Below are 21,756 nucleotides of genomic sequence, written 5' to 3'. Positions count from 1 at the left end.
TCCACCCACGGTAGTCAGGCCGACGGCTGTGCATCAAGTCGTTGTCCCCAGCCTGTGGACAGTGTGCCGCCGCCCCACGTCGGGCCGGAAATCGAGCGCTGTGCGGACCCCGCGCCAGGTGCACCGCAACCTCTCGCGCACCCGTCGTGAGCAGCGCTCACCGGGTAAGCTGCCGGGGTCACACGACCGTCGAGTTTGACCGGATGGCGCAGCCGCGCGTACCGTAACCAGGCCGAGTTGTCGATGGCTGCTGCCGCCTGCCTCCGATGGGCAAAGATCACGCACCAGTGATCGAGAAGCGGTGCACTCGGGCGTAAGCGAGCTACTCGTGGGCGCACGGTGACAGCCAGACGACACCCGCCACCCACCGATTCATTTCTGGAGCCCCCGAGTGAGCAAGCGCACCTTCCAGCCGAACAACCGTCGTCGCGCGAAGACCCACGGCTTCCGGCTGCGTATGCGGACCCGTGCCGGCCGCGCGATCCTGGCGACCCGCCGCAGCAAGGGTCGCGCCCGTCTGTCCGCCTGATCCCGGTCAGGTCATGAGATCGTGCTGCCCACCGACAACCGGCTGAGGCGGCGCGAGGACTTCGCGACCGCTGTACGACGAGGGCGCCGGGCAGGCCGTCCGCACCTCGTCGTCCACTTTCGTAGCGGTGCCACGGACCCGCACGCGCAGGGGGAGAGCGCTTCCCCGGCGCGTGCGGGTTTCGTCGTGAGCAAAGCCGTGGGCGGAGCGGTGGTGCGCAACAAGGTGAAGCGCAGACTTCGTCACTTGATGCGCGAGCGGGTCGCTCTGCTGCCCCCCGGTAGCCTGGTAGTGGTACGCGCGCTGCCCCCCGCGGGTGGTGCGGCCAACGAAGAACTGGCCCGAGACCTGGACGCCGCCCTCCAGCGGCTGCTGGGAGGGGGCAAGCGATGAAGTACCCGCTGTTGGCTCTGATCAAGCTGTACCAGTGGACGATCAGTCCGCTGCTCGGGCCGGTGTGCAAGTACTACCCGTCGTGCTCCCACTACGGCTACCAGGCCATCGACCGGCACGGTGCGATCAAGGGATCGGCGCTCACCGCGTGGCGCATCCTGCGCTGCAACCCGTGGTCGCTCGGCGGCGTGGACCATGTGCCTCCGCGGAAGCGCCCGCGGTGGCACGAGATGCTGCGGGCCTCATGGCGCGCACGCAAGGGCGGGCCCTCCGCCGATTCCGCCACCGAGGAGCGTGGAGAGACGGGCAGCCGGCCCGACCTCCCCCCGAGCCCGGCCGCAGAGACCCCGTCCCATGCCCAAGGAGCATGATTAGTGGACACGATTGCCAGCTTCTTCAGCTTTATCACCACACCCGTCTCCTGGATCATCGTCCAGTTCCACTCGCTGTACGGCGCCGTTTTCGGTGAGTCCAGTGGATGGGCCTGGGGTCTCTCGATCGTGTCCCTGGTGATCCTGATCCGCATCTGCCTGATCCCGCTCTTCGTGAAGCAGATCAAGGCGACCCGGGCCATGCAGACGCTGCAGCCCGAGATGAAGAAGATCCAGGAGCGCTACAAGAACGACAAGCAGCGCCAGTCCGAAGAGATGATGAAGCTGTACAAGGAGTCGGGTACCAACCCGCTCTCCTCGTGCCTTCCCATCCTGGCGCAGTCGCCCTTCTTCTTCGCGCTGTACCACGTCCTGAACACCATCGCCCAGGGCAAGACCATCGGCGTCCTGAACCAGGACCTCGTGGACAGCGCCCGTGAGGCGCACATCTTCGGCGCCCCGCTGGCGAGCAAGTTCACCGACAGCGCCGACGTCATCTCGCAGCTGAACGCCAGCGTCACCGACGTCCGCGTCGTGACCGTCATCATGATCGTTCTGATGTCGCTGTCGCAGTTCTTCACCCAGCGCCAGCTGATGACGAAGAACGTCGACACCACGGTGAAGACGCCGTTCATGCAGCAGCAGAAGATGCTGATGTACGTCTTCCCGATCATCTTCGCCGTCTTCGGCATCAACTTCCCGGTCGGTGTCCTCGTCTACTGGCTGACCACCAACGTGTGGACCATGGGCCAGCAGATGTACGTCATCCACAACAACCCGACCCCGGGCTCCACGGCTCAGGCCGCCTACCTCGAGCGTCTGACCAAGAAGGTAGAGCGCAGCGGCACGATCCGCGGCCGTGGCCGTCGCGCCATCGTCAAGGCCATCGTCGCCAAGGGCCGTGACCGCAACCCGGCCGAGCGGAAGTTCGTGAACGGGCTGAACAAGCTGGGCTTCGCCGCCCAGCCCGACGGCAGCGTGGTCAAGAGCGACAAGCTCGCCGCCGACCAGGCGCACGACGGCTCGGGCGCCACGCCGGCTGGCACCGCCAAGCGCCAGCAGCCCAAGCGGCAGACCAAGGCCCAGCGCCAGGCAGCCGTCAAGGCGGCCCAGGACGCCGAGGCCGAGGCCGAAGCCGAAGCCGCGGAGACGGCCGAGGCCGACCGTCCGGAGAGCGCCAAGCCCCAGGCCAAGAGGCCGCAGGGTGGTGCCACCAAGGCCGGCGGTTCCGGCAACGGCGGCCGCAGCCGCGCCCAGTCGGGTCGCAAGGGTCCGCAGCAGCGCTCCAAGTCCTCGTCCAAGAAGTAAGAAGGAGCCCATCCCGTGACGGAAGGCACCATCCCCTCCGCCGCCGACGGTGCGGACGCCCTGACCCGCCTGGAGCAGGAGGGTGAGATCGCGGCCGACTACCTGGAAGGTCTGCTGGACATCGCGGACCTCGACGGCGACATCGACATGGACGTCGAGGCGGACCGGGCGTCCGTGTCGATCATCAGCGACTCGGGCAGCCGTGACCTGCAGAAGCTGGTCGGCCGTGACGGTGAGGTGCTCGAGGCCCTCCAGGAGCTCACGCGCCTGGCCGTGCACCGGGAGACCGGTGACCGCAGTCGGCTGATGCTGGACGTCGCCGGCTTCCGGGCGCGCAAGCGTGCCGAGCTCTCGGAGATCGGCGCCAAGGCCGCGGCGGAGGCGCGCAGCACCGGCGAGCCGGTGCGACTGCGGGCCATGTCCCCGTTCGAGCGCAAGGTCGTCCACGACGCGGTCAAGGCCGCGGGCCTGCGAAGCGAGTCCGAGGGCGAGGAACCGCAGCGCTTCGTGGTCGTACTGCCTGCCTGATCGGTTCGCGTACGTTCCACCGGCCCCGTCTGTTGAGCAGACGGGGCCGTACTTTGTCAGCCTGGTAGTTCTCGTGGTCAGCGCCCAGTGCGCTCTTTGCGGTACGGAAGGACGGTCCCCCGTGACGGAGGCAGCAGAGCTTCCCCCTGCGCCCGAGCAGGCGCGTGCAGTGTTCGGTGATCGCTTCGACGATGCGGTGCGGTACGCCGAACTGCTGGCGGACGCCGGTGTGCAGCGCGGGCTCATCGGCCCGCGCGAGGTGCCCCGGCTGTGGGAGCGCCACCTGCTCAACTGCGCGGTGCTCTCCGAGGTCGTGCCGGAGGGTGTGACCGTGTGCGACGTGGGCTCGGGTGCGGGCCTCCCGGGCATCCCCCTGGCCCTGGTCCGCGGCGACCTGAAGATCACGCTGCTGGAGCCGCTGCTGCGGCGGACCACCTTCCTCACCGAGGTGGTCGAGCTGCTCGGTCTGCACCACGTGACGGTGGTCCGCGGGCGTGCCGAGGAGGTGCTCGGCAAGCTGCCACCGGTCCATGTGGTCACGGCCAGGGCCGTGGCACCGCTGGACCGCCTGGCGACGTGGGGCATCCCGCTGCTGCGCCCGTACGGCGAGATGCTGGCGCTGAAGGGCGACACCGCCGACGAGGAGCTGAAGGCGGCCGGCTCCGCCCTCAGCAAGCTGGGTGCGGTGGAGACGGACGTTCTTCAGGTCGGTGAGGGTGTGGTGGATCCGCTGTCGACGGTGGTCCAGGTGAAGGTCGGCGAGAGCCCCGGTGGCGTCCGGTTCGCCGCCAAGCGGGCCAAGGCGGCCCGCCCCGCTCGCCCCTCGCGTCGTCGCCGCTGACGATCCTCGCTCCATGGGAGGGCCGGCCAGGGCCGCAGAGCCTCTGAGCCTGAGAGCGTGCAAAGCCTCTGAGCCTCAGGGCCCGCAGAGCCTCACGGCCTCACGGCCTCACGGCCTCAGGAGCCCGCAGAGTCTCGTGAGCCCTCCCATGGGGCCGTCCGGATGGTCCACCACGGTTCCTGTGGTGACCGACGTAGCTGTCGCCCGGAGTGTCGGCAGGTCCCCTCGCCCCGACCTCGGCATCGTTGTTTCACGTGAAACGTCGCTCACTGCTCCAAGGCATCATTGGCCGCAGCCACGCCGCCGCCGAACCGCGCGACCGTAAGCCCTCGCCCCTGCGGAAGCCCTCAAGCGCTTCACCGTCCAGGGGTGACAAGTTGTCCACAGAGGCGGATTTCTCCACAGAACAACCGGCCTCACTGGTTCGCACCCCCGAAGGCATGGGACGCTCTGTACAGAGAGAGCCTGAAGTCGAGGAGAGTGAATCCTTGCGGTCCGACGCCAACATCGCGGGACCGATGACCGATCCGGTCCCCGGTCCCCGCACCGAGTCGTTGGGGGACGATGTTTCACGTGAAACACCGCCCCCCATGGACGACACCCCTATGGGACACACCAGCCAGCAGGCGGTGGACGCCATGGGGCGTGCCGCCGGGGAAGGTCTGCCTCGCCCGGAGCAGACCCGGATCATCGTGGTCGCCAATCAGAAGGGCGGCGTCGGTAAGACCACCACCACGGTCAACGTCGCCGCCTCCTTGGCTCTGCACGGCAACCGGGTCCTGGTCGTCGACCTCGACCCCCAGGGCAACGCCTCGACGGCACTGGGTATCGACCACCACGCCGAGGTCCCGTCCATCTACGACGTCCTGGTCGACAGCCGTCCCCTCTCCGAGGTGGTGCAGCCCGTACCGGACGTGGAGGGCCTGTTCTGTGCGCCCGCCACGATCGACCTGGCCGGCGCCGAGATCGAACTGGTCTCCCTGGTGGCCCGCGAGAGCCGCCTGCAGCGGGCCCTCCAGGCCTACGAGCAGCCGCTGGACTACGTCCTCATCGACTGTCCGCCGTCACTGGGCCTGCTGACCGTCAACGCGATGGTCGCCGGCGCCGAAGTGCTGATCCCGATCCAGTGCGAGTACTACGCGCTGGAAGGCCTGGGACAGCTGCTGCGGAACGTCGAGCTGATTCGGGGGCACCTGAACACCAACCTGCATGTCTCCACCATCCTGCTCACCATGTATGACGGCCGTACCCGGCTGGCGTCCCAGGTGGCCGAAGAGGTTCGGAGCCACTTCGGCGGTGAGGTGCTGCGGACGAGCATCCCGCGATCGGTCCGCATCTCGGAGGCCCCGAGTTACGGACAGACTGTTCTGACCTACGATCCAGGTTCGAGTGGTGCCCTCTCCTACCTTGAGGCGGCCCGGGAGATCGCACTGCGGGGTGTGGGCATCCACTACGACGGCTCGCAGGCCCACACGGGCGCTGCGATGGGTCAGCTGCCCAGCGGGCAACCGCAGAGCGGCCAGGTCGCGGACGGTCAGATGATGAGCGGACAGAGCATGGTGGAGGGGATCCAGTGAGTGAACGACGCAGAGGGCTGGGCCGCGGGCTTGGCGCACTGATCCCCGCAGCGCCGACGGGGGACCGGCCGGTCGGCGGTCCGGCGGCCGGCGCTTCGGCCCCTGCGAGCACGGCCACCCAGACGGCCCCGGGCGTTCCTGGGTCCGTGGGCGAGCGCGGTGTGCCGGCTGCCAAGCTGGCGTCCCTCTCTCAGCCCCAGCGCGAGGCGGCGGACACTCCTCAGGGGGGCCCTGATCTTCCGGCTTCCCCCATGGGCGCGCATTTCGCCGAGCTGCCCCTGGACGCCATCACTCCCAACCCGCGACAGCCGCGTGAGGTCTTCGACGAGGACGCCCTGGCGGAACTGGTCACCTCCATCAAGGAGGTCGGCCTGCTCCAGCCCGTGGTGGTCCGGCAGATCGGTTCGGGCCGCTACGAGCTCATCATGGGTGAGCGCCGCTGGCGTGCTTGCCGGGAGGCCGGCCTGGAGGCGATCCCGGCCATCGTCCGCGCCACCGACGACGAGAAGCTCCTCCTGGACGCGCTGCTGGAAAACCTCCACCGTGCGCAGCTGAACCCGCTGGAGGAGGCCGCGGCCTACGATCAGCTCCTGCAGGACTTCAAGTGCACGCATGACCAGCTCGCGGACCGGATCGGCCGCTCCCGGCCACAGGTGTCCAACACGCTGCGACTGCTGAAGCTCTCACCTGCGGTGCAGCGGCGGGTGGCCGCCGGGGTACTTTCGGCCGGTCACGCCCGAGCTCTTATCTCCATCGACGACGCCGAGGAGCAGGACAGGCTGGCGCGGCGGATCGTCGCCGAAGGACTCTCGGTCAGGGCCGTCGAGGAGATCGTCACCCTGATGGGGACCACCCCCGAGAAGCCTGCCCGGGCCAAGGGCCCGCGGGCCGGTTCCCGGGTCTCCCCGGCCCTTTCCGAGCTGGCGACCCGCCTCTCCGACCGCTTCGAGACGCGGGTCAAGGTGGACCTGGGCAAGTCCAAGGGCAAGATCACGGTCGAGTTCGCCTCCATGGAGGACCTGGAACGCATCCTGACCACGCTGGCGCCCGACGAGACGCCGGTGCTCCAGACGCTCTCCGCGAGCGAGGTCGAGGGCGAGACCGAAGGCGATCAAGCCGAGGCCGCGGCCGAGTAGCCGAGCAGGCTCCAACAGGCAGTTCCCCGCAGGCGCGGGTCGGGTCCGACGAGTTCCGGACACGACCCGCGCTTTGCTTTGAAGGAAAGGTGTTGGGGCCTCATGGTGGAGGGTGAGACGACAGGAAGCGAGGAAGAGCGTTCATGGGGCGTCGGCTGGTTCCGCTCACGCTGGACAATCTCCAGGACCTTCCCCAGCGCTGCCGGGGATGCGTCTTCTGGGAGCTCGATCCCTTCAGCGGGGAGACAGCACTCAAGGAGGGGACGGCAGAGGTCGAGAAGGAGTCCTGGATCTCGGCGGTGCTGCTGGATTGGGGGTCGTGCGGCCGGCTGATCCATGTGGACGACGTTCCTGCCGGCTTCGTGCTTTACGCCCCACCGGCGTATGTGCCGCGCTCCACGGCGTTTCCCACCAGCCCGGTCTCGCCCGACGCGGTGCAGCTGATCACGGCCTTCGTCCTCCCCGAGTATCAGGGGCAGGGACTCGGCCGGGTCCTGGTCCAGACGGTCGCCAAGGACCTCCTGCGGCGTGGCTTCAAGGCGATCGAAGCATTCGGTGACGCGCGCTGGAAGGAACCCGGCTGTGTGCTGCCCGCAGACCATCTCCTGGCCGTGGGCTTCAAGACGGTCCGCTCGCATCCGACCTACCCGCGGCTGCGTCTTGAGTTGCGGTCGACGCTTTCCTGGAAGGAAGACGTCGAGATGGCCTTGGATCGCTTGCTGGGCGCCGTGCAGAAGGAACCGGCGCTCCGCCCCCTCTGAAGGACGGGAGACCGGGAGAACGCGCAAGGGCAACGCGAAAGGGCCGACTCTGTTCCCAGGGTCGGCCCTTTCGCGGGCCCCGAATGTTTCACGTGAAACGAGGTTTCACGTGAAACATGACTCTCAGGCTTTCAGGCTGCGTCGCTCACTCGGAGATGAACTCGTCGAGATCGCGCACGATCATCGCCTTCGGCTTGGCGCCGACGATGGTCTTGGCGACCTCACCACCCTGGTAGACGTTCAGCGTGGGAATCGACATGACGCCGTACTTGGCGGCCGTTGCCGGGTTCTCGTCGATGTTGAGCTTGACGACCTCGATCTTGTCGGCGTGCTCGGCAGCGATCGCCTCCAGCGAGGGCGCGATCTGGCGGCACGGGCCGCACCACGCGGCCCAGAAGTCCACGAGGACGGGCTTGTCGCTCTTGAGGACCTCTTCCTCGAAAGTATCGTCGGTGACGTTCTTCAGGCTGCCAGCCACTGAGGGCTCCTAACTACGGATATGGGGAGGGGAATCAGGCGGAGGTCTTCTCCGGCTCCGCCTGCTGCTCGGAGTCGGAGAGGGAAGCCAGGTACCGCTCGGCGTCCAGCGCGGCGGAGCAACCGGTGCCGGCCGCAGTGATCGCCTGACGGTAGGTGTGGTCGACCACGTCGCCGGCGGCGAAGACGCCGGTGACGTTGGTACGGGTGGAGGGAGCGGCCACCTTGAGGTAGCCCTCGCCGTCGAGCTCGAGCTGGCCCTTGAAGAGCTCGGTGCGCGGGTCGTGGCCGATCGCGATGAACAGGCCGGTGACCGGCAGGTCCGAGAGCTCGCCGGTCTTCACGTTGCGCAGCTTCAAACCGGTGAGCTTCGCGTCGCCCTGCACCTCGGCGATCTCGCTGTCCCAGATGAAGCGGATCTTCGGGTCGGCGAACGCACGCTCCTGCATCGCCTTGGAGGCGCGCAGGGTGTCGCGACGGTGGACGATCGTGACCGACTTGGCGAACCGGGAAAGGAAGGTGGCCTCCTCCATCGCGGTGTCGCCGCCACCGATGACGGCGATGTCGTGCTCCCGGAAGAAGAAGCCGTCACAGGTGGCGCACCATGAGACACCCCGACCGGAGAGCGCGTCCTCGTTGGGCAGGCCCAGCTTGCGGTGCTGGGAGCCGGTGGCGACGATGACAGCCTTCGCGCGGTGCACGGTGCCCGCGGTGTCCGTGACGGTCTTGATCTCCCCGGCGAGGTCCACCGAGACGATGTCGTCCGGGATCAGTTCGGCGCCGAAGCGCTCGGCCTGCGCGCGCATGTTGTCCATGAGCTCGGGTCCCATGATCCCGCTCTGGAAGCCGGGGAAGTTCTCCACCTCGGTGGTGTTCATCAGCGCGCCACCGGCGGTGACGGCGCCCTCGAACACCAGCGGCTTCAGCGACGCGCGCGCGGTGTAGAGCGCCGCCGTGTAGCCGGCGGGCCCTGAGCCGATGATGATCACGTTACGGACGTCGCTCACGGCAGGATTCCTCGTCTCTGGGATAGGTCTTCTAGCGGGCTCGCTAGCGGGCTCGTCGGATGCGGTGCGCCTGGTGCGGTGCTTTCACATCACCCCAACGGATCCTAGAGGCCGGGCATTCCCCGCTGTGCGCGGGCACGCGAGTGTCTCGCTGCCCGGGCACGTGACGCTTCGCCGCCCGTCCGTATCAGCTCGAGGAGCGGGCGTAGGAGCGCTTCAGGAGGACGTCTCCCTTTGTCTCCTTGCCCGCCGACGACTCCCTGATGCAGGAGGCGTCCACCACATAGGCGGTAACGCGGGAGTCCGCCTTGGGGTCGGGCAGGAGCACCAGGTACGCGTCCTTGCCGTCATACCTCCCCTTCTCGGCGGCGATGGCGTCCTCGGTACGGGCGATGCCGGACCGGATGCAGGACGGGACCTCGACCGCGGGCCGGATCATGGTTCTGGGCTGGGGGGAGGAGGACTCCTCGGAGCGACCGGCTTCGGCGAGAAGTCCGGTCACCTGCTGATCCAGGGGGCGGCCGGAGAAGGACGCCGCGGTCGGAGGGGCCGGGTCTTCCTGGAACGGTTGCGTCAGGAGCACACCGATACCGAGAGCGGCGGCGGCGAGGACGGCGCCGAGGGTCAGCGTGCGTCGGCGTGCCGCACCGGGCCGCGTTGAGCTCCGGCCGTCGCGGCCGGGCCCGGTCGGGCCGGTGCGGCGCGCCGGAGGAGAGCCCGCTGCTCCTCCGGATCGTCCGCCAGGGACTGGGGCTGGAGAGGGCGGCGATGTTTCACGTGAAACATCCGTGGGGCGACGACGGGGATGGGTGGCACTGGTGCGCGCGGTGCCCACGGTGGGTGCGGGTGCCGTTGCGGTGCCGTTGCCCGAGGCGCTGAGCAGTGCCTCGGCGGCGAGGGCGGCGTCGATCCGGCCTGCCACATCGGCCGGCATCCGGACCGGCCCCGGCAGGGTCCCCAAGGAGCACCGGATCTCCTCCAGCGCCGCCAGGACATCGGCGCACAGGGCGCAGTCGTCGAGGTGCTCGCGCACCGAGACTGTGCGGTCGGGTGCGAGCACACCCTCCACCAGTTCGGAGATCTCCGTGACGTCCGGGTGCCCGGCCGTGTCCTTGGTGGAGGTCACGCTCGTTCACCTCCGCCCTTCGCGGTAGCTGGATCGGTGGATGCAGGGGTGGGCGTCTCTGACGCCCTGGGTGGGACGGAAGCGCGGTGCAAGCGGTTCCGTCCTTCACCCGGAGGGTGTTTCGGTCGCTCGCCGGTGGGTCGTAGATGAGCCAGCAGAGGGAGCAGCCTGGCCCTGCCGCGGGCGCAGCGGCTCTTCACCGTGCCGACCGGGACGTCAAGGACGCCCGCTGCCTCGGCGACCGGATAGCCCTGCATGTCCACCAGGACCAAGGCGGCCCTCTGGTCGGGAGGCAGGGTGGCGAGGGCCGAGATGAGCTCGCGGTGGAGGTCGTTGCGCTCGGCGGGGGCGGAGGCGGCCTCGTGCGGCTCGAGCAGCTGGTCCAAGCGCTCCGTGTCGTCCACCGGTGAGGTTCTGCGGGTGGCCGCCTTGCGGAGGCGGTCCAGGCAGGCGTTCACGGTGATGCGGTGGAGCCAGGTGGTGACGGCGGAGTGGCCGCGGAAGGTGTGGGCGCTGCGGTAGGCGGAGACCAGGGCGTCCTGGACGGCGTCCGCGGCTTCTTCCCGGTCGCCGAGGGTGCGCAGCGCCACCGCCCAGAGGCGGTCGCGGTGCCGGCGGACCAGTTCTCCGAAGGCATCGGGGTCCCCGTCGAGATGGAGACCGAGCAGGTCCTGGTCGCTCGTTCCCTCGTACCTGACGGCGTCGGCCATCCGGTCCTCCCCCTGTGGTCCGCTCCCCCGGTGGGGCCGCGTCCCGGCGGTGCTGGGGGCGCGGCCCGTTTCGGTGTGTCAGCCGGTCACCTTGACGTCCACGACCCGTCCGCGGAAGGTGCCCGCGCTCTCCGGCGGAAGTTTGGTCAGCCAGACCAGGAGGTAGCGGGACTCGAGCTCCTTGCCCGGGGTGAGGGTGACCGTGGTGCCGGATCCCTTGGCCGCCTTGGTGAAGTCGTCGAAGGAGGTCGGCTGCGAGGCGGCCTTGCTCGACGCGGCGCGGAGCTCCACCGAGGTCTCGCCCATGAACTCGACGGTGACCTTGCTGACGGGCTGGACCTTGCCGAGGTCCAGGATGACCCCGACGCCCGGCTTCAGGTTGCCGAACTCGGGATACGTCTCGTAGTAGTCCGTCTGCCAGTAGGTGCCGGACTGGGAGTCGTAGACCTTGCTTATGTCCGCCGGCTTTTCCTTGCCGTCGCTCCCGTAGGGATCGAAGTCGGTGGCGCCCTTGATCGCTATGGCCTCGGGCTTCTTCGGCTTCTCGTCCTGCTGCTGGGTCTGCTCCACCGTGTCGAGCGGCTTCTTGTTCTTGCCCATCAGGACGTCCGCGAGCTGCCAGCTGCCGAGGCCGAGAGCGGCGATCAGGAGCGCCGAGACGGTCCACTTGAGCGCTTTCCCGGTGCGGGTCTCCAGAGGCGCGGGCGGAGGTGGCACAGGCGGCGGGATGGGCCCCGCCGCCGCGTACGCGGTCTGAGCGTACGGGGGGCGCGGGTATTCCGACGGGGTGGTGAAGGCCGGTTCGGGCCGCCGGACGCGGGGCATCTCGACGACGGCCTTGGCGAGTTCCTCCGGCGTCGTGCAGGCGGCCTCGTGGCGGGAGGCGGTGGCGCCGTCGTTGGCGAGGGCGCGCATGGCGAGCTCGGACAAGCCCCGGTGGACACCGGCCCGGACCTGGTCCGGGGGGATCAGTCCGAGGTCCTTGGGCAGGCCGGCGAGACCGTGGGCATCGGTCTCGTACGGCCACCGGTGGGTGAGCGAGGCGTAGAGCAGGGCGCCGATGGCTTCGGTGTCGGCGCGCTGGGGGGTGTCGGTGCTGATGCCGCGCAGCGCGGAGCTCACGGCGAGGCCACGGATCCGCCACTGACCCGTGGAGGTGCGCAGGACGGTGCTCGGGGTGAGGCAGAGGTGGGCGAGTCCCTCGCGGTGTGCGGCCGCCATGGCCTGGGAGACCTGGAGGACCATCTGGTAGGCCTCGTGCGCCTCCAGCGGGCCGGAGGCCAGCAGGCCGGTGAGCGCACTGGCGTCGGGGAGCCATTCGTGGACCACGTAGACCAGGTCGTCGTCCTCGACGGCGTCGAGGACCTGGACGAACCGGGGGTCGCCGAGGAGGGCCGCCGAGCGGGCGGCGGAGAGGACGGAACGGGCGCGGGGGTGGTCGGCCGGGAGGACGTGCACGCCGACGGCGCGGCGGAGCATCTCGTCCATCGCTCGCCAGCTGCTGAAGCCGTCCAGGCGAGTGACGCACTCCTCCAGGCGGTAGCGCCTGGCCAGCTTGTGGCCGCTGTGGAGGTCGAGCGCCCGGGCAGGGACGGATTCCGCCGCCGCGGCGTCGCCCTGTGACTGGTCGTGCTCCGTGCCCGGTCGCCGCTTCTGGGCCACCCCGTCGGCCGTGGACTGGTCCGCCTCGGCGGTCAGCGGCCCGTCGCCGCTGTTGCCTGCCACGTCGACGGCAGCTGTGCTTCGTTCCGCCACCGTCGTTCCTGCCTCCCCATCCATCGCGTGCTCGCCACGCCGAAACCCATTGTGCCCACAGTCCGTCACTCCGCACGACAAGCGGTGGCGGCCGATGGTTGTGCGCCTACCCCGGTCTTACCGCCCGAGGCGTCCCCGGACCATGCCGACCAGAGAATTGAGCTCCTCCACCCGCATCCGCCGCGCGGCGAGGAAGAAGACCCCGAGGAGAACGATCCCACCCAGGACGAGCGCGCTCAGCGATCCGAGCAAACTCCAGCCGAGGGTCTGACCGATCCCGTAACAGACGGCTCCGCTGAGCGCCGCGGCCGGCACCGACGCGATGCAGAGCCTGGCGTAGGTGCGCAGCACACGGGCGCCGTCCAGGTCGCCGCCCAGCTTCTTGCGCAGGCGCCGCCAGGCGACGCCGACGCCGATGCCGTAGGCGATGCCGTAGGAGGCGGCCATGCCGACCACGGCCCAGCGGGCGGGGAGCAGCAGGAAGCAGAGGAACGAGGCGCCGGCGTTGCCCGCCGCGACGATCACCGTGTTGTAGAAGGGCGTCCGGGTGTCCTCGTAGGCGTAGAAGGCGCGGAGGACGACGTACTGGACCGAATAGGGGATCAGGCCGAGGCCGAAGGCCATCAGCATGTAGCCCATGTTGGTCGCCGCGGTGGTACCGGAGCCGCCGAACATCAGGGTGCACATCGGGATGCCGAGCGCGATGAAGCCGAAGGCGACCGGCACGATCGCGACCGCCGTGGTCCGCAGGCCCTGCGAGATGTCGTCACGGACCGCGCCGGCGTCTTCCTCGGCGGCCGAACGCGCCAGCCGGGGCAGCAGCGCGGCCATCAGCGAGACCGTGATGATGGCCTGTGGCAGGCCCCAGATCAGCTGCGCGTTGGCGTAGGCGCTGAAGCCGGTGCCGGGGACCTGCCGACCGTCCAGGAAGGCCGCGGTGGCCAGCTGGGAGACGATCACGGCGCCGAGCTGGTTGGCGAGGACGAAGAGGATGGTCCACTTGGCCAGCTTGGCCGCCTTGCCCAGGCCGTGGCCCCGCCAGTCGAAGCGCAGCCGCAGCTTGAAGCCGCTCTCCTTCAGGTAGGGGATCATCGCCAGGGCCTGGACTACCAGGCCGAGGAGAACGCCGATGCCGAGCAGGCGCAGGCCTTCCGGCGGGATGGTGTTCACCTTCATGTTCGAGTCGGCGGCGGTGCCGTAGACCCAGATGAACATGCCGAGCGTGACGATGATGACGATGTTGTTCAGGACCGGCGTCCACATCATCGCGCCGAAGCGGTTCCGCGCGTTGAGGATCTGGCCCATCACCACGTGGATGCCCATGAAGAAGATCGAGGGCATGAAGTACAGGGTGAAGGTGACGGCGACGTCGTTGGCGGCCGGGTTGCCCGCGATGGAGTCCGACATGGCGCGGACCAGCAGCGGGGCGCCCAGCATGGCGAGCCCGGTGAGTACGGCGAGGGCCACCATCACCAAGGTCAGGAGGCGGTTGGCATAGGCCTCGCCCCCGTCCTCGTCGTTCTTCATGGCGCGCACCAGTTGCGGCACGAACACGGAGTTCAGGCCGCCGCCCACGGTGAGGATGTAGATCATCGTGGGGAGCTGGTAGGCGATCTGGAAGGACTCGCCCAGCAGGCCGAGGCCGAGAGCGCTGACGATCAGCATCGAGCGGATGAAGCCGGTGAGGCGCGACACCAGGGTGCCGGCGGCCATCACGGCGCTCGACTTCAAGAGGCTGGAGGCGCGGCCGCCCTTCTTGGCCGCCGGTGCCGGTGCCGGTGCTGCCGCAGACTCCGGGCCGGGGCCGGGGCCTGGTGCCGGAGGGCCGGGCGGCTGGGGGACGGGCCGAGGCGGCCCGGCGGGCCCTGCGGGGCCCGCGGGCACACCGGGGACCGTCGGGGGCTGCACCGGTCCGGGAACGCCGACGGGGGCCATTCCCGGGCCTGCCGCGGGGTCGCCCGGCGGCCTGGTCCCGTTCGGCTGCTGGTCGCGGTAGAGGTTGGCGAAGGCGTCGGTGTTCTGCTGCTGGGGCGAGGACGCCCCGGTCACCAGTTCGTCGACGCCGACGTACGGGGAGGCGGGGTGCTCGGGCGACGGCTGCCGTCCCCCAGGCCCGTGGCCCGGCGGCGGGGCCCAGACCCGTGGGTCCGGGGCGCGAGGCGGCTCCTGGGGCTGGTGGTGCCCGTACGAGGCGTGAGGCTCCGGCGTGGCAGGCGGCCGCATGCCTCGGTCGTACAGCGCCTCGCCGACCGGATCCTGCGTCGAGAGGTCCTGCCCTCGGTAGGGGTCCTGGTCGTAGGCGTCCTGGAGATACATGTCCGCGGGCGGGTGCGGCGGCACCTGCCCGTGCTCGGTCGGCGGCACGCCGGGGTGGCCCGAGCCGCTCGCGGACCGGCCGCGGTCACCGTCGTACGGCGCGTTCATGGTTACCCCACCTCATGGTTTCCCGGGCCCACCGGCCACGACATCGCTCAACGGTCCACTTTCTCACCCGTGGCGGACGGGTCGGCGCTTTCGGCCGAGGTGTCCGGGCCGGGGTCACTCGCCTGCTCCGGGGCATCCGGTGCGTCCGCGGTGCCGTCCCCGGCCTCGGCTGCCTCGGCTGCCTCGGCCTCCGCCTCGCCGCGGGCGGTGGCGCGCTTGCGCTGCGTGTACATCCGGAAGCCGGCCAGCACCAGGATCAGCACTCCACCGCCGATCACCAGCATCACCGTGGCGGTCACCTCGGTGGCGCGGACCACGAACGACACCTGCCGGCCGTAGGCCCGCCCGTCCTCGGTGTACAGCTGAGCGGTGACGTTGACGGGGCCGTTGGCGTTGGCCGAGGTGGTGAACTTCACCGAGTGGCTGTGCCCGCCGGAGACGGTGATCGGCTGCTCGTCGTACTTCTTGCCGTTGATCTCCAGCCGGGACGGGTTGGTGGAGGTCAGCCGGAGCACCAGGCCCTCGACGCCCTGCACCAGGTTGTTCTGCACCGTCACGGGGATGGTGGCGCTGTGCCCGGAGAGCTTGGTCTCCGACTTGTCGATCAGCGAGACCTGGTCCGCGAGGTCGTCCAGGTACGCCTTCACATCGGCACGGTAGTCACGCGCCGCACCGGCGTGACCCCGCCAGGAGACCGCCATGGCGCGGTTCATGGCGCGCCCGAAGGGGATCACCACACGGCCCTCGTTGCTGAGGATCACCTTGAAGTTGTTGAGCTTCGTCTGCGTCTGCGCGATCTGCTCGAAGGCCTCCCGGGGGAGCTCCTTCTTGCGGAGCGAGGACGGGTACGCCGAGGCCGGAGGCACGCTGGAGGCCCGGGGGTCGGGATCGGCCTCCACGGCGTCCGCCAGTGCCTGAGGTGCCGCCCATCCCCCGTTCCCCAGCGCGGTGAGGGCCTCCGCCATCGCCTGCGCCTGGCTCGCGGAGGGCGTCCGCTGCGGGGCGACGACGATGTCGCGTTCCCGGCTGGACTGCTGGCTGATCGCGACGCTCTGCCCGAGGAACTGCTGCACGGCCAGGGTGGAGCTCTCCGCCCGGGCGAGGTCGCCTTCGAACGCCGTGGACATCCAGGCGTCGGCGACCACGGCGGTGGTACCGCCGCCGATGGGCCGGGCGGCCGAGGGGGTGTAGGCGAGATCGTCCCTGAGGCTGTCGCTCCGGGTGATGATCTTGTCGGCGCCGGCCGAGGTCGAGACGTTCTTGATCGCCGGGTCCAGGGCGCCCTCGACGGGCCAGGCGTACTCGGTGCTGGCCTTCACATGCAGGACGGTCCACACCGTTCCGGCGGCCACGTCGGTGGCCTCCTTGAGCTGGTTCAGCGTGCCGCTGACGTTGCGGCCGTTGTGCGCGATGGAGGCCAGGTCCGGGTCCCCGTAAGGGAGGGCCACGACCTCCTCGTCCTTGACGGCCGCAGAGAGCTTGGCCAGCCAGCGGACGGCCTCGTCCCGGTGGGCGCCGGCGACGACCCGGCCGTCCTCCGCCTTGACCTCGTAGGAGCCGTTCGCCATGGCGTCGACGGTGGCGAGCAGGTCCGGGTCCAGCACCCAGGTGATGTCCAGCTGGTCGCCCAGGGACACCATCCGGTCCAGGCGACCGCCAGGAGCGATCTCCGCGGCGAGCGAGTCGTTGAGGAACACCGGGGACTGCTGCTCGTCGGAGCCGGTCTCCGCGGTCATCCGGACGTCGGAGATCAACGGCCAGAGGAACGTGGTCCGGGTGGCGGTGCCCGAATCCTCCGGCTGCCAGGGCAGTACCGTGCGCTGGATGCCGAGGACCTGCTCCGCCCAGGGCTGGTCGGCGGTGCGGCCCGACACGGAGGCGCCGAACTGGTAGACCCCCGCCTGGCCCAGGTCGAGCTCGTCCGCCGGGACGGTGATGGTGAAGGGCTGCGACACCTTCGGCTCGAGCCGGTCGAAGGAGGTCGTGTACTTGCCGCCGACCGGGTTGCCGTCCACCCCGTTCTGGAACGTGGTCCGCCGGGAGACACCATCGATGGCCGAGCGGGTCTGCAGGGGTGCCTGCCCCAGCCGGAGGTCCACGCGGGCGTCGGTGACGGCCTGCCCGGCGGTGTTGGTGACGGTCCCCGAGACGGTCAGTGTGTCGCCCTCGGAGACGACGCCGGGCGTCACTCCGTCCAGGGAGACCGAGACGGGCCCGGAGGCGTCCTGCGCGGCCTGGGCGGCTGCCGGGGCGGTCGCGGGAGCGGCTGCGGCCTGCTCCGCGGAGGGCAGGTGGAGGAAGCCGGCCAGCAGCGGAGCTCCGGCCAGCACTGCGCCGGTGCGCCGCAACAACCGGCGGCCAGGTGAGGAACTCATCCCCTGGAAGTCTGCCGCCTGGGCCACGCGCTCGTCCGTCCCTCGTCGTCGGTGATGGTCTTCGGTACCGGATCTTCGGCTGCCGTTCGTACGGCGTCGGGTCGCGGGCTCGTGCCGCTCGTCGGTGCCTGTCCGAGTGTGCGTCCAGGCATGGTAACGAGGTGGAAGAAGAGGACGTGCCACGGACCGCTGTAGCGGGCCTCCGGTCGCTGTGCGGCCCGTCACGTCGTCCCGTCACGTCGTCCCCTCGAATTTACTGGCGGGCGTCCCCAGCGCCAGGACACGTACTCTTTTCTGTTGTGCCGAACGCCAACGAAGACAAGTCCAGCCTGAGCCAGGCCGAGAGCCTCGCGGTGAGCGAACTGCTGCGCGTGGCCCCTGTCGCCGACGACCTAGGACGCCGATTCCAGGAGGCGGGGTTCCGCCTTGCCCTGGTCGGCGGATCGGTCCGCGACGCCCTGCTGGGCCGGCTGGGTAATGACCTGGACTTCACCACCGACGCCCGCCCGGAGGACGTGCTCAGGATCGTGCGGCCCTGGGCCGACGCCGTCTGGGAGGTGGGCATCGCCTTCGGCACGGTCGGCTGTCAGAAGGGCGGCTACCAGATCGAGGTCACCACCTACCGCTCGGAGGCCTACGACCGCACCTCCCGCAAGCCGGAGGTGTCCTACGGGGACTCCATCGAGCAGGACCTGGTGCGCCGCGACTTCACTGTCAACGCCATGGCGCTCGCCCTGCCCGAGAAGGAATTCATCGACCCGCACGGCGGCCGGGAGGATCTGGCCCGCAAGGTACTGCGGACGCCGGGCACCCCGGAGGAGTCCTTTTCCGACGACCCGCTGCGGATGATGCGCGCAGCCCGCTTCGCCGCACAGCTCGACTTCGTGGTGGATCCCGGAGTCGTCACCGCGATGACCGAGATGGCCGGGCGGATCGAGATCGTCTCCGCCGAGCGGGTGCGCGACGAACTGAACAAGCTGATCCTCTCCGCCCACCCCCGCAAGGGGATCAGCCTGCTGGTCGAGACCGGGCTGGCCGACAGGGTGCTCCCCGAGCTGCCGGCGCTGCGCCTGGAGCGGGACGAACACCACCGGCACAAGGACGTCTACGACCACACGCTGATCGTCCTCGAGCAGGCCATCGACCTGGAGGAGAACGGCCCCGACCTCACGCTTCGGCTGGCCGCGCTGCTGCACGACATCGGCAAGCCGCGGACGCGCCGCTTCGAGTCGGACGGCCGGGTCTCCTTCCACCACCACGAGGTGGTGGGTGCCAAGATGACCAAGAAGCGAATGACGGCGCTGAAGTACCCCAACGAGATGGTGAAGGATGTCTCCCGCCTCGTCGAGCTGCACCTCCGCTTCCACGGCTACGGCACCGGCGAGTGGACCGACTCCGCGGTCCGCCGTTACGTGCGGGACGCGGGCCACCTCCTCGACCGCCTCCACAAGCTGACCCGCTCCGACTGCACCACGCGGAACAAGCGGAAGGCCACCGCTCTGTCGCGCGCCTACGACGGGCTGGAGGAGCGCATCGCCCAGCTCCAGGAGCAGGAGGAGCTGGACTCCATCCGCCCGGACCTCGACGGCAACCAGATCATGGAGATCCTGGGCGTCGGCCCCGGCCCGGTGATCGGCCAGGCGTACACGTTCCTGCTGGAGCAGCGCCTGGAGAACGGCCCCATGGAGCACGAGGCCGCCGTGGCGGCGCTCAAAGACTGGTGGGCCGCGCAGAACTGAGGGATCCGACGGAGCGGGGGCTCGGTGTTTCACGTGAAACATCGGTGCCCGGTCCGGGGGCGAGGTGGCGATGGGCGATGTTTCACGTGAAACATCGCCCATCGTGCATGCAGAGCTCCAACGTGCGTACAGAGCTCCGCCGCGCGCTCAGGGCTCCGTCGTGCCCTGGGAGCTGCGCCGACATCAGTGCCTCCGCGCCAGCCGCAGCAGGGCAAGCGTGGTGACCCCGTAGAGCGCTGCCACTGTCAGGACCAGTGCGGGTGAACGCCCGTCATGCGGCAACATCAGCGCGGCCACACCTGCCGCACCCACGAAGGCGACGTTGAAGAGGACGTCGTACAGGGAGAAGACCCGTCCCCGGAACCGGTCCCCGACGCTGGACTGCACCACCGTGTCGGTGGAGATCTTCGCCCCCTGGGTGACGAGGCCCAGGACGAAGGCGGCCGCCATCACGGTGACCGGGGCGAACGGCAGGACCAGGGCCGGAGCGAGAACGGTGGCACAGGCCGCACAGAACGTCATCCAGCGCACCGGCCCCAGGCGGCCCGCCGCCGACGGCGTGATCACCGCTGCGGCGAAGAAACCCGCTCCTGAGACCGCGACCGCCACTCCCAGCAGCGCCAGGCCGTCCTGCCGGCCCGTGACGGTGGTCTCCTCGTTCCAGGCATAGCGGCACAGCATCAGGACCAGGACCGTCTGGGCGCCGTAGCAGAAGCGCATGGCCGTCATCGCCGCCAGCGCCCAGGCGGCCTGCCGCCGACCGGGCTCCGCGAGGTGCCGCAGTCCGTCGGCGAGGCCGTGCGCGGTGCCGGTGAGGGACTGCCGCAGCCGAGGGGCGGGCTCTCCGTCGCGGTCGGGCCCCAGGAGGTCGGGGGCCATCCGGAGGGAGGCCAGGGCGGCACAGAGATAGAGGAAGGCGCCGAGCAGCACCACCACTGCGTCGGAGTCCGCCCCCGTGAGCCGGACCACGAAGGCCAGCCCGCCCCCGGCGGTGGCCGCGAGAGTGCCGGCGGTCGGGGTGAGGGAGTTCGCGGTGACCAGGTGCTCGCCCTCGACGACCCGGGGCAGCGCCGCGGAGAGACCGGCCAGCACGAAACGGTTGACGGCGGTGACACAGAGGGCGGAGGCGTAGAACAACGGGCCGGGTGCGCCGCCCAGCATCAGGAAGGCGGTCACCAGAGCGAGCAGCGCCCGCAGCAGGCTGCCGAAGAAGAGCACCTGCCGGCGACGCCACCGGTCCAGGAGGACGCCGGCGAACGGGCCGATGAACGAGTACGGCAGCAGGAGCACGGCCATGGCGGAGGCGATGGCCACGGCCGAGGTCTGCTGCTCCGGGGAAAAGACCACATACGTGGCGAGCGCCACCTGGTATACCCCGTCCGCTCCCTGGGAGAGCAGCCTCACGCCGAGGAGGCGGCGGAAGTCCCGGAGGCGCAGCAGGACGGACAGGTCGCGTACGGCGGACATGGCGCTCAGCCTCACATACCCGGGGCGGGGAACGGGGGGAGGGGCCCCGGGCGACATGCCCGGGGCCCCTCCAGGGTCCCTGTGGTGCTCCCGTCCTGGACGGACGGGGGGCGGGGATCAGCGCTCGACTTCGCCCGCGATGAACTTCTCGACGTTGGCCCGGGCCTCGTCGTCGAAGTACTGGACCGGCGGGGACTTCATGAAGTAGCTGGACGCGGAGAGGATCGGGCCACCGATGCCCCGGTCCTTGGCGATCTTCGCGGCGCGCAGGGCGTCGATGATCACGCCCGCCGAGTTCGGGGAGTCCCAGACCTCGAGCTTGTACTCGAGGTTCAGCGGGACGTCACCGAAGGCACGGCCCTCGAGGCGGACGTAGGCCCACTTGCGGTCGTCGAGCCAGGCCACGTAGTCGGAGGGGCCGATGTGGACGTTCTTCTCGCCGAGGTCCCGGTCGGGGATCTGGGAGGTGACGGCCTGGGTCTTCGAGATCTTCTTGGACTCCAGGCGGTCACGCTCGAGCATGTTCTTGAAGTCCATGTTGCCGCCGACGTTCAGCTGCATGGTGCGGTCCAGCACCACGCCGCGGTCCTCGAACAGCTTCGCCATCACGCGGTGGGTGATGGTGGCGCCGACCTGGGACTTGATGTCGTCACCGACGATCGGGACACCGGCCTCGGTGAACTTGTCCGCCCACTCCTTGGTGCCGGCGATGAAGACCGGCAGGGCGTTGACGAAGCCGACCTTGGCGTCGATGGCGCACTGGGCGTAGAAGCGCGCAGCGTCCTCGGAGCCGACGGGCAGGTAGCAGACCAGGACGTCGACCTGCTGGTCCTTGAGGACCTGGACGACGTCGACCGGCTCCTCGGAGGACTCCTCGATGGTCTCGCGGTAGTACTTGCCGAGACCGTCCAGGGTGTGACCGCGCTGGACGGTGACGCCGGTGCGCGGGACGTCGCAGATCTTGATGGTGTTGTTCTCGGAGGCTCCGATGGCGTCCGCGAGGTCGAGACCGACCTTCTTCGCGTCGACATCGAAGGCGGCGACGAACTCCACGTCACCGACGTGGTAGTCGCCGAACTGGACGTGCATCAGGCCAGGCACCTTGGACGCCGGGTCGGCGTCCTTGTAGTACTCGACGCCCTGCACCAGCGAGGCGGCGCAGTTGCCCACGCCGACGATGGCTACGCGAACCGAACCCATTGCGGTGGCTCCCTGTGTGTACTCGGTGAAAC

The 21,756-nt window shown here is 69.7% G+C and carries 19 protein-coding genes; 10 read left to right on the top strand and 9 right to left on the bottom strand.

Annotated elements, in window-relative coordinates; genetic code table 11:
• Positions 1-391 precede the first annotated feature (391 nt).
• The 9 genes from rpmH to ACWD3O_RS00885 all read left to right on the top strand — a co-directional run bounded on the left by rpmH (position 392) and on the right by ACWD3O_RS00885 (position 7,444).
• Positions 392-529, top strand: coding sequence for a 50S ribosomal protein L34 (rpmH, locus tag ACWD3O_RS00925; RefSeq protein ID WP_003975051.1), 138 nt, complete (start codon positions 392-394; stop codon positions 527-529).
• 21 nt (positions 530-550) lie between these two features.
• On the top strand, positions 551-922 hold the full coding sequence (rnpA, locus tag ACWD3O_RS00920; protein ID WP_451411523.1) for a ribonuclease P protein component: 372 nt from the start codon (positions 551-553) through the stop codon (positions 920-922).
• Complete coding sequence (gene yidD / locus ACWD3O_RS00915) at positions 919-1,293, top strand: membrane protein insertion efficiency factor YidD (RefSeq protein WP_451411522.1); 375 nt, start codon at positions 919-921, stop codon at positions 1,291-1,293. The genes rnpA and yidD overlap by 4 nt, the downstream gene beginning before the upstream one ends.
• Positions 1,294-1,296: 3 nt before the next feature.
• Positions 1,297-2,601, top strand: coding sequence for a membrane protein insertase YidC (yidC, locus tag ACWD3O_RS00910; protein ID WP_451414434.1), 1,305 nt, complete (start codon positions 1,297-1,299; stop codon positions 2,599-2,601).
• Positions 2,602-2,616: 15 nt separating this feature from the next.
• Positions 2,617-3,129, top strand: coding sequence for a Jag family protein (locus ACWD3O_RS00905; RefSeq protein WP_356132613.1), 513 nt, complete (start codon positions 2,617-2,619; stop codon positions 3,127-3,129).
• A gap of 121 nt (positions 3,130-3,250) precedes the next feature.
• Entirely contained in the window at positions 3,251-3,970 is a 720-nt protein-coding gene (gene rsmG, locus ACWD3O_RS00900; protein ID WP_451411520.1) for a 16S rRNA (guanine(527)-N(7))-methyltransferase RsmG, read from the top strand.
• A 440-nt stretch (positions 3,971-4,410) separates the two neighbouring features.
• Positions 4,411-5,547, top strand: a complete 1,137-nt coding sequence (locus ACWD3O_RS00895; RefSeq protein ID WP_451414433.1) for a ParA family protein — start codon at positions 4,411-4,413, stop codon at positions 5,545-5,547.
• Complete coding sequence (locus ACWD3O_RS00890) at positions 5,544-6,683, top strand: ParB/RepB/Spo0J family partition protein (protein WP_451414432.1); 1,140 nt, start codon at positions 5,544-5,546, stop codon at positions 6,681-6,683. Before ACWD3O_RS00895 ends, ACWD3O_RS00890 begins: the two co-directional genes overlap by 4 nt.
• 143 nt (positions 6,684-6,826) lie before the next feature.
• Entirely contained in the window at positions 6,827-7,444 is a 618-nt protein-coding gene (locus ACWD3O_RS00885; protein ID WP_451411517.1) for an N-acetyltransferase family protein, read from the top strand.
• Between the two features lie 145 nt (positions 7,445-7,589).
• On the opposite strand, the gene trxA is transcribed toward ACWD3O_RS00885, so the two are convergent.
• The 7 genes from trxA to ACWD3O_RS00850 form a co-directional block, all read right to left on the bottom strand.
• Complete coding sequence (gene trxA, locus ACWD3O_RS00880) at positions 7,590-7,922, bottom strand: thioredoxin (RefSeq protein WP_451411516.1); 333 nt, start codon at positions 7,920-7,922, stop codon at positions 7,590-7,592.
• 34 nt (positions 7,923-7,956) lie between these two features.
• Positions 7,957-8,928, bottom strand: a complete 972-nt coding sequence (trxB, locus tag ACWD3O_RS00875; RefSeq protein WP_451414431.1) for a thioredoxin-disulfide reductase — start codon at positions 8,926-8,928, stop codon at positions 7,957-7,959.
• A gap of 187 nt (positions 8,929-9,115) precedes the next feature.
• The gene (locus ACWD3O_RS00870; RefSeq protein WP_451414430.1) at positions 9,116-10,054 is read right to left on the bottom strand and encodes an anti-sigma factor family protein; all 939 of its coding nucleotides are present in this window, start codon (positions 10,052-10,054) and stop codon (positions 9,116-9,118) included.
• Positions 10,051-10,764, bottom strand: a complete 714-nt coding sequence (gene sigM / locus ACWD3O_RS00865; RefSeq protein ID WP_451414429.1) for an RNA polymerase sigma factor SigM — start codon at positions 10,762-10,764, stop codon at positions 10,051-10,053. The genes ACWD3O_RS00870 and sigM overlap by 4 nt, the downstream gene beginning before the upstream one ends.
• A 78-nt stretch (positions 10,765-10,842) precedes the next feature.
• Entirely contained in the window at positions 10,843-12,519 is a 1,677-nt protein-coding gene (locus ACWD3O_RS00860) for a protein kinase family protein (RefSeq protein ID WP_451414428.1), read from the bottom strand.
• Positions 12,520-12,636: 117 nt separating this feature from the next.
• Positions 12,637-14,943 carry a murein biosynthesis integral membrane protein MurJ gene (gene murJ, locus ACWD3O_RS00855; protein WP_451414427.1) on the bottom strand — a complete coding sequence of 769 codons (2,307 nt, stop codon included), beginning with the start codon at positions 14,941-14,943 and terminating at the stop codon, positions 12,637-12,639.
• 47 nt (positions 14,944-14,990) lie between these two features.
• Positions 14,991-17,345, bottom strand: a complete 2,355-nt coding sequence (locus ACWD3O_RS00850) for a DUF6049 family protein (protein ID WP_451414426.1) — start codon at positions 17,343-17,345, stop codon at positions 14,991-14,993.
• A 272-nt stretch (positions 17,346-17,617) separates the two neighbouring features.
• Between ACWD3O_RS00850 and ACWD3O_RS00845 the strand changes: the two genes are divergently transcribed.
• The gene (locus ACWD3O_RS00845; protein ID WP_451414425.1) at positions 17,618-19,057 is read left to right on the top strand and encodes a CCA tRNA nucleotidyltransferase; all 1,440 of its coding nucleotides are present in this window, start codon (positions 17,618-17,620) and stop codon (positions 19,055-19,057) included.
• 183 nt (positions 19,058-19,240) lie between these two features.
• Here ACWD3O_RS00845 and ACWD3O_RS00840 read toward each other — a convergent pair whose 3' ends face one another.
• A complete protein-coding gene (locus ACWD3O_RS00840) occupies positions 19,241-20,524 on the bottom strand; it encodes an MFS transporter (RefSeq protein WP_451411508.1) in 1,284 nt (427 codons plus the stop codon).
• 117 nt (positions 20,525-20,641) lie between these two features.
• Entirely contained in the window at positions 20,642-21,724 is a 1,083-nt protein-coding gene (locus ACWD3O_RS00835; RefSeq protein ID WP_451411507.1) for an inositol-3-phosphate synthase, read from the bottom strand.
• Positions 21,725-21,756: the final 32 nt, after the last annotated feature.

Source organism: Streptomyces sp. NPDC002640 (genome assembly GCF_053592575.1).
The sequence above is the reverse complement of the archived record's forward strand: the minus strand, read 5'-3'. Positions and strand labels throughout refer to the sequence as shown.

What these genes read in the sequence shown, in the direction of transcription:
- yidD (WP_451411522.1), top strand. Translation starts at nt 919, where the DNA reads ATGAAGTACCCGCTGTTGGCTCTGATCAAGCTGTACCAGTGGACGATC.
- ACWD3O_RS00895 (WP_451414433.1), top strand. Translation starts at nt 4,411, where the DNA reads ATGGGACGCTCTGTACAGAGAGAGCCTGAAGTCGAGGAGAGTGAATCC.
- ACWD3O_RS00885 (WP_451411517.1), top strand. Translation starts at nt 6,827, where the DNA reads ATGGGGCGTCGGCTGGTTCCGCTCACGCTGGACAATCTCCAGGACCTT.
- sigM (WP_451414429.1), bottom strand. Translation starts at nt 10,764, where the DNA reads ATGGCCGACGCCGTCAGGTACGAGGGAACGAGCGACCAGGACCTGCTC.
- murJ (WP_451414427.1), bottom strand. Translation starts at nt 14,943, where the DNA reads ATGAACGCGCCGTACGACGGTGACCGCGGCCGGTCCGCGAGCGGCTCG.
- ACWD3O_RS00840 (WP_451411508.1), bottom strand. Translation starts at nt 20,524, where the DNA reads ATGTCCGCCGTACGCGACCTGTCCGTCCTGCTGCGCCTCCGGGACTTC.
- ACWD3O_RS00835 (WP_451411507.1), bottom strand. Translation starts at nt 21,724, where the DNA reads ATGGGTTCGGTTCGCGTAGCCATCGTCGGCGTGGGCAACTGCGCCGCC.